12 protein-coding genes, 1 tRNA gene and 1 riboswitch are annotated in these 13,282 nt (G+C 42.9%); of the genes, 2 read left to right on the top strand and 11 right to left on the bottom strand.

Annotated elements, in window-relative coordinates; translation table 11 throughout:
* Nucleotides 1-19: 19 nt before the first annotated feature.
* The 8 genes from udp to moaA all read right to left on the bottom strand — a co-directional run bounded on the left by udp (nt 20) and on the right by moaA (nt 7,192).
* A complete protein-coding gene (gene udp / locus F9817_RS09540) occupies nt 20-781 on the bottom strand; it encodes a uridine phosphorylase (protein WP_161154851.1) in 762 nt (253 codons plus the stop codon).
* Nucleotides 782-1,008: 227 nt separating this feature from the next.
* The gene (locus F9817_RS09535; protein ID WP_161154849.1) at nt 1,009-3,312 is read right to left on the bottom strand and encodes a zinc/cadmium/mercury/lead-transporting ATPase; all 2,304 of its coding nucleotides are present in this window, start codon (nt 3,310-3,312) and stop codon (nt 1,009-1,011) included.
* A gap of 406 nt (nt 3,313-3,718) precedes the next feature.
* A complete protein-coding gene (locus tag F9817_RS09530; protein WP_161154847.1) occupies nt 3,719-4,135 on the bottom strand; it encodes a CBS domain-containing protein in 417 nt (138 codons plus the stop codon).
* 302 nt (nt 4,136-4,437) lie between these two features.
* Nucleotides 4,438-4,890, bottom strand: coding sequence for a molybdopterin synthase catalytic subunit MoaE (gene moaE / locus F9817_RS09525; RefSeq protein WP_161154845.1), 453 nt, complete (start codon nt 4,888-4,890; stop codon nt 4,438-4,440).
* A gap of 1 nt (nt 4,891) precedes the next feature.
* Nucleotides 4,892-5,137, bottom strand: a complete 246-nt coding sequence (gene moaD, locus F9817_RS09520; protein ID WP_161154843.1) for a molybdopterin synthase sulfur carrier subunit — start codon at nt 5,135-5,137, stop codon at nt 4,892-4,894.
* Complete coding sequence (moaC, locus tag F9817_RS09515; RefSeq protein ID WP_161154841.1) at nt 5,134-5,613, bottom strand: cyclic pyranopterin monophosphate synthase MoaC; 480 nt, start codon at nt 5,611-5,613, stop codon at nt 5,134-5,136. Before moaC ends, moaD begins: the two co-directional genes overlap by 4 nt.
* 11 nt (nt 5,614-5,624) lie before the next feature.
* The gene (gene moaB, locus F9817_RS09510; protein ID WP_161154839.1) at nt 5,625-6,131 is read right to left on the bottom strand and encodes a molybdenum cofactor biosynthesis protein B; all 507 of its coding nucleotides are present in this window, start codon (nt 6,129-6,131) and stop codon (nt 5,625-5,627) included.
* Between the two features lie 71 nt (nt 6,132-6,202).
* Nucleotides 6,203-7,192, bottom strand: a complete 990-nt coding sequence (gene moaA, locus F9817_RS09505; RefSeq protein ID WP_161154837.1) for a GTP 3',8-cyclase MoaA — start codon at nt 7,190-7,192, stop codon at nt 6,203-6,205.
* Nucleotides 7,181-7,320: riboswitch (molybdenum cofactor riboswitch) on the bottom strand. It overlaps the preceding gene by 12 nt.
* 179 nt (nt 7,321-7,499) lie before the next feature.
* Between moaA and F9817_RS09500 the strand changes: the two genes are divergently transcribed.
* On the top strand, nt 7,500-8,387 hold the full coding sequence (locus F9817_RS09500; protein WP_161154835.1) for a YvcK family protein: 888 nt from the start codon (nt 7,500-7,502) through the stop codon (nt 8,385-8,387).
* Here the strand turns inward: F9817_RS09500 and luxU are convergent.
* The 3 genes from luxU to uvrB all read right to left on the bottom strand — a co-directional run bounded on the left by luxU (nt 8,379) and on the right by uvrB (nt 12,446).
* Nucleotides 8,379-8,717: a quorum-sensing phosphorelay protein LuxU gene (gene luxU, locus F9817_RS09495; RefSeq protein ID WP_161154833.1), complete on the bottom strand. Its 339-nt coding sequence runs from the start codon at nt 8,715-8,717 to the stop codon at nt 8,379-8,381. The two genes, F9817_RS09500 and luxU, sit on opposite strands and share 9 nt — an antisense overlap.
* A 6-nt stretch (nt 8,718-8,723) precedes the next feature.
* Nucleotides 8,724-10,133 carry a quorum-sensing sigma-54 dependent transcriptional regulator LuxO gene (gene luxO / locus F9817_RS09490; protein ID WP_161154831.1) on the bottom strand — a complete coding sequence of 470 codons (1,410 nt, stop codon included), beginning with the start codon at nt 10,131-10,133 and terminating at the stop codon, nt 8,724-8,726.
* Nucleotides 10,134-10,415: 282 nt separating this feature from the next.
* Complete coding sequence (gene uvrB / locus F9817_RS09485) at nt 10,416-12,446, bottom strand: excinuclease ABC subunit UvrB (protein ID WP_161154829.1); 2,031 nt, start codon at nt 12,444-12,446, stop codon at nt 10,416-10,418.
* 686 nt (nt 12,447-13,132) lie between these two features.
* Between uvrB and F9817_RS09480 the strand changes: the two genes are divergently transcribed.
* Nucleotides 13,133-13,208, top strand: a tRNA-Asn gene (locus F9817_RS09480).
* Nucleotides 13,209-13,282: the final 74 nt, after the last annotated feature.

The following is a 13,282-nucleotide window of genomic DNA, read 5'->3' as shown; positions in this document are numbered from 1 at the left end:
TTTCTCTGTCATTAATGAATTAAGCGAGTAATTCGCGCGCTGCATCCACCACCACTTGAATTGCACGAGTTTCTGCCAATTTCAGTGTTTCATGGTCAGGGGTTTCTTTTTGTGTACGGTTGATAATAACGCCGGCCACACACCCAGCTTTCAGACCAGAACTGGCGCACATAGTCAGTAAGGTTGCCGATTCCATCTCAAAGTTTAATACGCCCATTTCTTGCCACTCTTTCATTGAGCCTTGAAAACGACGGACTACTCGACCAGTAAACGTGTCATAACGCTCTTGCCCTGGATAGAACGTATCACTGGATGCTGTTACACCGGTATGAACATTTGCACCACTCGCTACTGCGGCTTTCTTCATTGCAGTGGCTACATCAAAATCAGCAACGGCTGGAAATTCCATTGGAGCAAAGTGCAGACTTGCGCCATCTAGGCGAACAGAACCTGTCGTTACAATCATATCACCCACATTAACGTGTGGTTGAATTGCGCCAGTGGTACCGACGCGAAGGAATGTTCGTACACCCAGTTGCGCTAATTCTTCCACAGCGATCGACGTTGATGGTCCACCAATACCAGTAGAACAGACAACAACCGATTGACCGTCTAGTTGGCCACGATACAGTGTGTATTCACGTTGACTTGCTAGAAATTGAGGGTTCTCGAGTAAGTTAGCAATTTTTTCTACACGAGCAGGATCACCAGGAATGATCGCAAGTGTTGCATCTTGTAAATCTTCTTTTGTGACACCTAAATGGAATACAGCTTGAGTCATAAAAAATACTCCTTATTACGGCTTGTTTTTAGCTCTGATTTTTTTGGGTACCAGATAACTGTATCCGACCCATCATTTTTAAAAACCGATGATTATCACAAAAATAAAAGCAACAATTTTTATATTTACACACTAATGTGATAAATATCACACTAATTCATTGGTAAAGACAAAAATAAAAGCACAGTAAGCACTGTGCTTTTGAGTATAGTCATGAATCGCAAGCCTTAGTCGTCTGCTTTAAAACGCAGTAAACGCAATGCATTCAACGTCACTAATGCAGTCGCTCCGCTGTCAGCTAATACCGCTAACCACAAGCCGGTAATACCGCACAAACTCGTTACGAGAAAAATCGCCTTCAATCCCAAAGCTAAGGTAATGTTTTGCCTGATGTTAGCCAATGTTGCTTGAGATAAAGCAATCATAGTAGGAATACCGGATAATCGATTGTGCGTTAAAGCCGCATCTGCCGTCTCTAGTGCAACATCACTGCCTTCCCCCATCGCGATGGCTACACTGGCAGATTTCATCGCTGGCGCATCATTAATACCATCACCTACCATCGCTACATGGCCTTGTTGTGCCATATTTCTTACCCAATCCACTTTATCTGCTGGCAACAATTGCGCTTGATACTCTAGATTCAATTGCTCGGCCATTCCCGCTGCGCAACGTTGATTGTCACCCGTCAGCATCACGCTTGAAATGCCCATTGACGTTAACTTGTGCACCGCCTTTTGCGCATCGTCACGCAACTGATCTTGCCAGGATATGATCCCTACAACCTCAGACGCTATTTGAAGATACACAACGGTTTTACCTTGTAACTCCAGCCGTTCAACGATGGATTGAGCATGTTCATCCACTAAATGACTATGGCGAGGGGCGAGGAGCTGTACCTTTTGCCCATTAACAACACCAGATACCCCTTTCCCCGCTTGAGCGCTTTTATTGTTAGCCTCAGGGAGTGGTATTTTCTGGCCTTCAACGTAATTAACTAATGCCTTGGCTAAAGGGTGAACAGAGCCTTGTTCTACTGCAGCGGCATACTGCAATATTTTTTCCTCAGTTTCGTTCCCCAATGTTATAACGTCAGTCACTTGAGGTTGGCCTTGGGTTAACGTTCCCGTTTTATCAAACGCAATCGTTTTAATTCGTCCCAATTGTTCGAGTGCAGCACCACCTTTAATCAGTGCACCATACCGAGCCGCCGTTGCTAACCCAGAGGTTATCGCGGCAGGCGTTGAAATCACGAGCGCACATGGGCAAGCTATCAATAACGTCGCCAAACCTCGATAGAGCCATGTATCCCACGGTTGAGAGAATATAAGTGGCGGAATCAAAACCACCGCTAAGGCAACTCCCATCATCATCGGTGTATACCAACGGCTGAATTTATCAAGAAATCGCTCCAAAGGTGCCTTACGTGATTCTGCGTCTTCAATCATATGCAGAATACGATCGATGGCATTTTCCCCTTGGCGAGAGGTGACACGTACCTGAATGACCCGATCGACGACGACCCCACCAGCCGATAGCGACTCACCTTGCTGGCGCTCTGCCGGAACAGATTCGCCGGTTAACGCACTTTCATCAATCGCGGCAGCCGTTGTCAATAAAATGCCATCCGCAGGTAAACGACCTCCAGGAGAAACTTCAATCACATCACCAAGGTTTAAACTTGCCACATCTACGTTAATGCGTTGCCCATCGATAATTTTTGTTGCTTGTTCTGGCAATAATTTCATTAAAGATTGAACACCACTACGAGCCTTTTCTGCTGCAAGTCCTTCAAGACGTTCCCCTATTAAGAAGAGAAAAATAACCATCGCAGCTTCTGTGTATGCACCGAGATATAAAGCACCGAGGCATGCTACTGTCATCAGTGTTTCTATCGTAAACGGAGAACCCGATTGCGCACCTCTCAACGCACTTTTTGCTATCGGCAATAACCCCGCGATACAAACGATAACATCAACCCACTGTCCTAATTCTCTATGCCAGTTTCCTATTAAAGCACCAAATAAAATACCAATGCCTATCACTATGATTTGTTGTGTATCGCGCTGACGATACCAAGGCGTATTCTCAGACTTATGCGAGTGAGTGGCTTGATTTAAGTTATGAACATCGTAACCAGTGCGTTGGACGACGCTTTCAATGGCTTGCTCTGTTGCTGGCTGGTTGTACTCGACAACTAACTTCTCAGTGCTAAAAACTACCTTGGCAGAGACGATATCGGTTAATTGATTAACAGCAGTTTCTACTTTTCTTGCACAAGAAGGACAGTCCATCCCCACCACACGCCAACTCGATTGATATTTTCCCAGATGCCGGGCAGGGTCTTCGTCGCCTCCACTATCCCCTGCTAAGGAATCCGTAGAGCAAGTCGCGCCAACATGAGATTCACTACTGGATGTCCCCATAGGACGAATCGATAGTATCTTAGGTGAAGAGTGGCAGCATGAGTCATTTCGCTGCGCAGGTTGGCTATGTTTAGTAGAGCAACATTCTGAATGTTTAGAACACATAATAAGTCTCCTTATCAATTAACTCCCTAAAGCATACAGCTTGGAGTTAACTCTAAGGTCAAGCTATTTATATGGCCCAATCACATTGAAAAGAAATAAAAAAGGAGCTTGATATACCCAAATGACCTCAAGATGCAGGATTCAGAGCTTCATCAACGAGCCTAGATCAAGCTCAATCAAGGCAGGAATGGTCATTCCCTTTCAACGTGATTGAGCACAGAAATAGGTTTGTTGATGAGCTCCCAAAGGGCGAGTTTTATTCGCTCCTAGGCTGTGTTACTGATTTTTAACGTAGAATGACTATGTCTTCAAATCAGTGCCTTGCCTAAGAGCGAATACATTCTCGCTGAAACAGCATCTTGAGGTTACTTGGGTATAGCTCCCTTAGATAAGTTATTTCCCATGATTAAACAGGGTGCTGGAAACAGGATGCGAGATTTTTCCCTAAAGCTTTTAATACTTCACTGCGTGAAATCATTCCCAACAATTTTCCGTTATCGACGACTGGATACGCTTTGGGTTTACCCACTTGCATTAGATCGGCCAATTCGATAATCGTCATATCAGGAGAAACCGTCAACACTTCATCACGCATACACTCACCAACTACATGAGAATCATGACAAAAATAGCTGGCCTTCACCAACTTATCCAATAAATCTTGCTCTGAAATAAACCCAATAACATGCTCCTTATCGTCAATGACCGGACCACCGTGGTTGTCAGAACGCAACAACTTTGCCAATGCGGCCGTCAAAGGCATTTCCGGGGTAAAGGTAACCGGATGCAGCGTCATATAATCTCTAACTTGAATGGAATCCATATTGGCACTCTCCTCAACCGGCAACGGTATGTTGCTCTTTCCCTAAGTGTTAACCACTTTTGATAAATTACTAAATAGAAAAAGCCAATTATTGCAAAAGGAGAACCCTATGATGCTCAAGACTAACAGTCATGAGAGGTTTAGAAATGAGAAAAATAGTGGGGTTAACTAATCAGAAAGGGGTAAGTAGAGAAAATCATTAACAATAATTTTTATCGGTTATGCAGGCATATGCCTGATTCACTATTACATAAAAATCGTGCTATAGATTTTCTCTATTCATAATTCGTTACAAAATGGCTTTACTTCCAACGCTCAGCCGATTTTTTATCCGATTCGCGAGAGTCAATCCAACGATTATCTGTCGTGGTTCGCTCTTTTTTCCAAAATGGCGCTTCTGTTTTTAAGTAGTCCATTATAAATTCGCTAGCCGCAAAAGAAGCACTTCGATGAGAGCTAGAAACGCCTACCAAAACGATTTGATCACCAATATCTAAATCACCAATGCGATGAATGATCGTCGCACGAAGTATTGGCCAACGCTCAGCGGCCTGTTCCGCTATTGAGGTCAATGATTTTTCGGTCATGCCTGGGTAATGTTCAAGATGTAAGCCTTGAACATTATCACCCAAATTCATATCGCGTACTTTGCCGACAAAAGTGACAACGGCACCAGCATCAGTGCCTAAAGCAAGACGTTCATATTCTTGTGCCAAAGAAAAATCTTCTTGCTGAACAGAGATTTTGAGGTCCATATTAACCTCCGGTTACAGGTGGAAAGAAAGCGACCTCATCACCATCGTTGAGCGAATATTCCATGGGAACAATTGATTGATTAACTGCCGCTAGCAACTTACCACTCTCAAGGGCCAATTCCCATTTTCCAGGTTGACTCGCCAAATAAGCGCGCAACTCATCAACGGTCGAGAATGGTTGCTCTACAGTAACTGAATCGACGCCAATCAATTCGCGGGTTTGGGCAAAAAATAAAACGTTTATCATGAGTGCGCCTTAAAGTGTCCAGACTTACCACCGGTTTTTTCAAGTAACCGAACGTGCTCAATCACCATGTCTTTTTGCACCGCTTTACACATGTCATAGATAGTCAACGCGGCCACTGACGCTGCCGTTAGAGCTTCCATCTCAACCCCTGTTTTACCCGCCAATTTACATACAGATTCAATACGTACTTTATTTTCAGCGACTAGAGCTTCGAGTTGCACTTCAACTTTAGAAAGCAGCAATGGATGGCAAAGAGGGATCAAATCCCATGTTTTCTTCGCAGCTTGAATCCCAGCGATTCTAGCCGTGGCGAAGACATCACCTTTATGATGCTGACCAGAAACGATCATATTTAATGTCTCTGCAGACATTTGTACATAGGCTTCTGCTCGAGCTTCACGTACTGTCTCCGCTTTTGCAGAGACGTCCACCATATTGGCTTCACCGGCAGCGTTAATATGAGTTAACTCAGACATGGTGTAACCTCTTACAGATGTGGCATAAAATTACATGGACGGTGTGTAGCATCCAATTGATCTTTAATGATTTTAGTCCAACCTGTACGACACGCACCGGTCGAACCTGGCATAGCAAAAATCACAGTATGGTTGGCAAATCCAGCAACAGCACGTGACTGAATCGTTGACGTACCAATTTCTTCATAAGAGACCATACGGAACAGTTCACCAAAGCCTTCAACTTCTTTATCAAACAAAGGTTTTACAGCTTCCGGAGTGCTATCTCGGGATGTAAAACCCGTTCCACCAGTAATCAGTACCGCTTGAACATTTTCATCGGCAATCCACTGCGACAAAATCGCACGAATTTGGTACATATCGTCAATCACGATTTTCTTATCGGCCAAGTGATGGCCCGCTTCTTTTAACTGCTCAACAAAGTAGTGACCTGACGTATCATTTTCTTCAGTACGAGTATCAGAAACAGTTAGCACTGCAATATTTGCTGGTTTAAATTCACTTGCTGCGTGACCCATAAGTTCACCTCTAATGCATAAAATGTAAGGCAAGCCTATCGCATGCTGGCTTACCAGTTAATTGGAGCGAGTTAGCCGCCGATCGATGCCAAATGAGGCGTCATTCCTGTATGACCATCGTGTAAAAAATGACTAACAGATTTTGTTCTTAAATGCGCTTGAATACGTGCGATAAGCTCTGGTTGTTGGTCTTCGGTCTGTAAAAGATCGCGTAACTCTACGCCCTCTTCTCCAAACAAGCAGAGATGCAATTTACCCAATGCTGAGATACGTAGTCGGTTACATGTTTCGCAGAAATGCTTTTCATAAGGCATGATTAACCCTATTTCACCTTGGTAATCAGGATGCACATACACTTGGGCAGGACCATCATTTTTCTCTTTGGCTTTTAACAGCCATCCGTTAGCAATCAAATGATTACGAATCGACGTACCCGAAACATGATGATTTTGAAATAAGTCATCCATTTCACCAGTTTGCATTAATTCGATAAAACGTAACTGAATAGACCGATGTTTGATCCAATCAAGAAAACGGGGCAATTCTTGGTAATTGAGGTTTTTCATCAATACAACGTTAACTTTGACCTGCTCGTACCCTACTTCAAATGCACGGTCAATTCCTGCCATGACTTGATGGAAACGATTTTGTCCGGTGATTTGATGAAACATGCGCGGATCCAAACTATCCACGCTGACATTGATATGTGTTAACCCAGCCTCACGCCACTCACCAACGTGCTTCTCCATTCGGTAGCCGTTGGTCGTCGTCGCGACTTTCTCAATACCTGACGTTTGCGCTGTCGTTGCAATGATATCGGTAAAATCTTTACGTAAGCTAGGTTCACCACCAGTAATACGTACTTTAGACGTTCCACTTGCAGCGAACGCACTAACCACACGCTTTATCTCTGGTAGCGTTAAAAAAGACGAGTTACGACTCCCCGAAGGCTTATAACCATCAGGTAAGCAGTAAGTACATTTAAAGTTACAGACATCTGTAACAGACAAGCGCAAGTAATAGAACTTACGCTCATAATTATCATGAAATTGTTGCGCCACGAAACACCTTTCCAAACACGGGAGGCCTCATCATTTCTGATCACGCCCTCGTGGCATTATTGCCACTTGGCTTTACCACCTTATCCACGATTAGACTTAGGTAGCAAAGCTCGGAGCTATGGCAACTGAGTGCATAACATGAACAGTCGTACACTCAGCAGCATGTGGGCTAAAATACTTAATATTTGTATGTCTTTCCACCCTCTAGGACAAAAAATATTGCTTTCCGTGTGATTTTCTTTATAAAGCCCATGGGGTGTTAAAATAATCTAATGCTGTTTTTAACTTCGTTAACCAAGAAGAATCAATGGACTTACATACTAGTCACAAAGTAGTTGCTATCGGTGGTGGTCATGGCCTAGGACGCGTGCTCGCCGCACTCAAAAATTTTGGTCCTAATGCAACAGGCATCGTTACCACAACCGATAACGGTGGCTCAACAGGTCGAATCCGTTCATGCCAAGGCGGTATTGCTTGGGGCGACATGCGCAACTGTATCAATCAATTGATTACTGAACCGTCAATTAGCTCAATGATGTTTGAATATCGCTTTAAAGGTTCAGGAGAGTTAAATGGTCACAATTTAGGAAACCTGATGCTAACAGCACTGGATAACCTATCTGTCCGTCCATTAGAAGCCATCAATTTGATCCGCAACATGCTAAAGGTTGATGTGAATATTCTGCCCATGTCAGAGCACCCTTCCGACCTAACCGCACTCTCCACAAAAGGAGAAAAAGTCACCGGCGAAACAAACGTTGATGAAATGACAGGCGACTTGCTCCGGCTCGACCTTGAACCGGAAGTGCCAGCGACAAAAGAGGCCACCCAAGCCATTTTAGACGCCGATTCAATCATTCTTGGGCCTGGTAGTTTTTTAACCAGTGTAATGCCACCTTTATTGCTGCCCGAACTCGCTAATGCTATTGCCACGAACGCTAGTGCGAAACTCTTGTTCATCGAGAACTTATCGCCTGAATTTGGTCCCGCAAGTCGAATGTCGTTACAGCAAAAACTAGAATGGTGCGAGCGTTCATGTCACGCACGACAAATTGATGTCGTTTTGGGCGAACAGCCTCACCCAGAGTTAGCGGATCGTTGGAATTGTGTCACAAGAGAGCTAGCTTCGCCCAATCGAGTATGGCGACACGATCGAGCAAAACTTCAGTTGGCAATCGAAGAGCAGTTAAGGTAAGAGCTGCTCATAGCACTGATGTGTTTCTTCCATCAGTGCTATGATATTTTCCGTTTCAGTGTTGACGTCAAATTCTAACGCCAATTTCACCATCCCATCAATTTCAATTGCTTTAGCGCAGAGTTTATCAGCGCCAAAACTCGCTGCGCTACTTTTCAACGCATGGCTAATATCTTTGAGACATTCTTGTTTATCGGCCTGACTTACATCAGTTAACTGCTGCTGATAACCGGTCAATTCACCTAGAAAAATCTCAAGTAAGACTGGGACATTTTCTTGACCTATCTCTTGAGCTAGCCCATCGATTTTATGTTGATTCATCAGCTCCATAGATACTTACTTTTCCTTTTCTTTAACCTTGTCATTCCAACTCTGCAATTTCCGATAAATAGTAGAAGGACTGACATCTAAATAACCTGCCGCTTTGGGAATATTGCCATCACACGCTTCAATCGCTTTTTCAATTGCCTGCTTTTCCGTCAACCACAGAGGGAAAATATCGTGCACTGAAAAAGTCGCGTCTGAATTTGCCGAAAGGGTAACATTCGGTCTTGGCTCGATAGGCTGATTTAATGGAGGCGGCAACATATTGATTGTTATCTCACGACCTTCATTGAGTACCACAACATTGCGCAATACGTTTTGTAATTGGCGAACATTACCAGGCCATTCATAATGTTTAAAACGCTCCACAACATCGGCAGATAACCGCACAAAACTTTTCCCTTCTTCCTTAGACATGAAACCAAGTAAAGAGTAAGCAATTTCAATGACGTCATCGCCACGCTCTCGTAGAGGGGGTAAATGCAAAGGGATTACATAAAGGCGGTAATATAAATCTTCTCGAAAGCGGCCTTCTTGAACTTCTTTCCAGGGATCACGGTTGGTCGCGCAGACAAAACGGACATCAACGCTTTTCATTTTGGATGAACCGACTTTTTGAAATGTACCGGTTTGAATAAAACGCAACAATTTGGTCTGTAAGTCCAAATCCATTTCACATAATTCATCAAGGAAGAGTGTACCGCCATCCGCTAACTCTGCAGCACCTTGGCGATCAGTCGCCGCGCCAGTAAATGCCCCTTTTACGTGACCAAATAGTTCACTTTCAATCAGGTCTTTAGGAATTGCGGCACAGTTGATAGCAATAAAAGGTTTATCACCACGTTTGCTTGCTGCGTGTACAGCTTCAGCACAGACTTCTTTACCTGTACCACTTTCACCAGTGATAAAAATACTGGCTTTACTTGTGGCCGCAGAGTCAATGGTTCGATAAACCGCTTGCATATTTTGGCTACTACCAATGAATCCCTGATAGTTTTGATTGCCAGGGTCATCGGTTTCATTTTTAAGTTTGCTTGCCTTGCGAATCGCATTATTCACAGTGACACGCAAACGGTCAGCTTCACATGGCTTAATAAGGAAATCTTGTGCGCCATGGCGCATTGCTTCCACAGCCGTATCGATTGAGCCGTGGGCCGTCATAAAGACAACAGGCACGTCAGGGTGCTTCTGTTTAACAGCATGCAGTACATCCATCCCTGTCATATCGGGTAGACGTAAATCAAGTAGAATGAGATCGGGTTCTCGCTGAACGATACTCTCAATAGCCTCTTTACCCGTTCCCACCACGTTAATATCAATCTCTAACGGTAATAAGTAAGAACGGTATAAAGCCGCAACTGATGCCGTATCCTCAACCATAAGCAAGTATTTTGCTTTCTGAATTGGGTAATCTAATTGCATAACCTAGCCTAGTCATGAATGTCTTATTTGCATTTTGCTTATAATAATCGCATTAGGAATTGCATTTTGCAAATTTCAAATGCATTTTTGACCAAATATAGCCAAAAAGTATTGGATTTAGGGACTTTAATCCAATTTAAAAGTTGGCATGGTATATGCTTTATTAACTATGACCCTAACGGGTCACCTAGCCAACTGACGTTGTTAGTGAATTATATGTTCACAGTATTACAGCCAATAGAGTGTTTCTATTGGCTATTTTTTTATCTAAATTTCAATGTACTAACTGTTCACTATAAATTGTGCACGCAGCTGTTCTATTTGATCACGAACTTGAGCAGCCAGTTCAAATTCAAGGTCTTGAGCATGTTTGTACATCTTAGTTTCGAGTTTGTGAATTTCTTTTTCCAGCTCTTGAGGCGTTAATGAGCCATAGCTTCCAGATTCCTCCGCAACTTTGTTTAATGGGACTGGGCGTTGAGATTTTTGCTTACGAGACTTAGTCACGTCACCCAATTCCATAATATCTTTGATATTGCGTTTGAGAGCCTGTGGGGTAATACCATTTTGCTCATTATATTCTTGCTGCTTAATGCGACGACGATTGGTTTCATCCATCGCTTTTTTCATCGATTTAGTAATCGAATCTCCATAGAGGATGGCTTTACCTTTGATATTACGTGCTGCGCGCCCTATAGTCTGAATTAGCGAACGTTCAGAACGCAAAAACCCTTCTTTATCCGCATCAAGAATAGCCACCAAAGACACCTCTGGCATATCTAAGCCTTCTCGTAATAAGTTAATTCCAACTAAAACGTCAAACTCACCAAGGCGTAAATCACGGATAATTTCAACACGTTCTACCGTATCAATATCTGAGTGCAAATAACGCACTTTTACGTCATGTTCATGCAGATATTCTGTCAAATCTTCTGCCATACGCTTCGTTAATGTCGTGACTAGTACCCGCTCTTGTTGTGCAGCCCTAACACGAATCTCAGAGAGCAAATCATCCACTTGCGTTGCGACTGGGCGAACTTCAAGTTCAGGATCAAGCAAGCCGGTCGGTCTCACAACCTGATCAACAACATCACCACCAGATTTTTCTAGTTCATAATGACCAGGAGTGGCAGAAACAAAAATAGTCTGTGGAGCTAAAGCTTCAAACTCTTCAAACTTCAAAGGACGATTATCTAAAGCAGAAGGAAGACGAAATCCATACTCAACTAAGGTTTCTTTTCTTGAACGGTCACCTTTATACATCGCACCTATCTGTGGCACGGTGACGTGCGACTCATCGATAATCAATAATCCATCATGAGGAAGATAATCAAACAAGGTTGGTGGCGGCTCACCCTCTGCTCTCCCGCTAAGATAGCGAGAGTAGTTTTCAATACCAGAGCAAAAACCTAGTTCGTTCATCATTTCAATATCAAACTGAGTACGTTGGCTAATACGCTGCTCTTCTAGTAGCTTATTATTGTCTAATAAATATTTTTTACGTGACTCAAGTTCGGCTTTGATCTTTTCTATGGCTTCGAGAATACGATCACGAGGGGTGACGTAGTGAGTTTTAGGGTAGATGGTAAAGCGCGGCAGATCTTTCTGGTTAACAACGCCGGTTAACGGATCAAATAAGCTGATACAGTCGACTTCATCGTCAAACATCTCAACTCTGACGGCTTCTTGCTCTGATTCAGCAGGGAATATATCAATAACTTCACCACGAACTCGAAACTGACCACGTTCAAAACCCACATCGTTACGCGAATATTGTAGTTCGGCTAAACGACGCAGCATGTCTCGTTGATTGATGACATCACCACGACGCAAATGCAGCATCATTTTCAAATAAGAATCGGGATCGCCCAAACCATAAATAGCAGATACCGACGCGACAATAATCGCATCTTTTCGCTCTAGTAGAGCTTTAGTTGCGGAAAGACGCATTTGTTCTATATGAGCATTAACAGAGGCATCTTTTTCAATAAATGTGTCCGTGGTTGGCACATAAGCCTCTGGCTGGTAATAATCGTAGTAAGAAACGAAATACTCGACCGCATTATTTGGAAAAAAACTCTTCATTTCACCATATAACTGCGCAGCCAGCGTTTTATTCGGTGCTAACAAAATAGCTGGCCGATGAGATTGAGCAATCACATTGGCTAAGGTAAACGTTTTTCCCGAGCCAGTAACACCAAGTAAAGTTTGATGTGCTAAGCCAGAATCAATTCCTTCAATAAGAGATTGGATTGCATCAGGTTGATCGCCCGATGGTTGATAGTCAGATACCAACTCAAATGCCTTATTCATGACGTCCTCATTCTCTAATTTATCTTTATCTATTGTCGCTGTATGGCCTTTATTATGGCAAGTAGAAGTTACTATTTAACGTAACCCATCGTTGCAATACTCAACAAGTTGTCTATCTTTAATCAGTAGTCCAAATGATTTCAATACTGTGTCGTTCTATATGTTTACTGGTCAAGGACAAGGCGGTTAAGCCTTTATCATGCATTGCACTCCCATAAAATACGGTTAAAGCGACAAAAAGATTACCATGAGGGTAGAAACCTCTACTTCACTCTGTTATTATCCCTGCCCCGCTCGGGACTCCCCTTCAAAACTCCCAACATTTAATCCACGGCTTTTCCCCAGTTTTTCTAAAATTAACATTTTCATGACATTATAATGAGCTTTTATACAACAAAGAAAATTCTGTTTATAAATTAATTTTTAAATATAAAAACAATCACTTAAACAATAAAAATAACATCATGAAATGTGATAACTTACACCGCTTGTTGAGAAAAACATAATTACTAAGATTTAATTCACACACTTATCCACAAATTTAGTGGATAACTAAATCTAGCTCAATCAGGATAAGGCTTACAGAAAAGTAAAGCTTTTTTGTTTAGAAAAACTTTCATTTTTTCAATGCTAAGTGCTTGACACTTAACTTACTGGTCGATAAGATGCGCTCCGCATTAAGCAATTCCCCCTTAGTTCAGTCGGTAGAACGGCGGACTGTTAATCCGTATGTCGCAAGTTCAAGTCTTGCAGGGGGAGCCAAATTTAAGAAAGCCCAATCTTTTGATTGGGCTTTTTTGTATTTACCGCAATGTAACCAGGGCCCCAAGGGGCGA

Origin of the sequence: Vibrio eleionomae (genome assembly GCF_009874545.1) — a bacterium.
In the GTDB taxonomy this organism is placed as follows: Bacteria; Pseudomonadota; Gammaproteobacteria; order Enterobacterales; family Vibrionaceae; genus Vibrio; species Vibrio nitrifigilis.
Note: the sequence above shows the minus strand (reverse complement) of the source record. Positions and strands in the feature narration are given on the sequence as shown.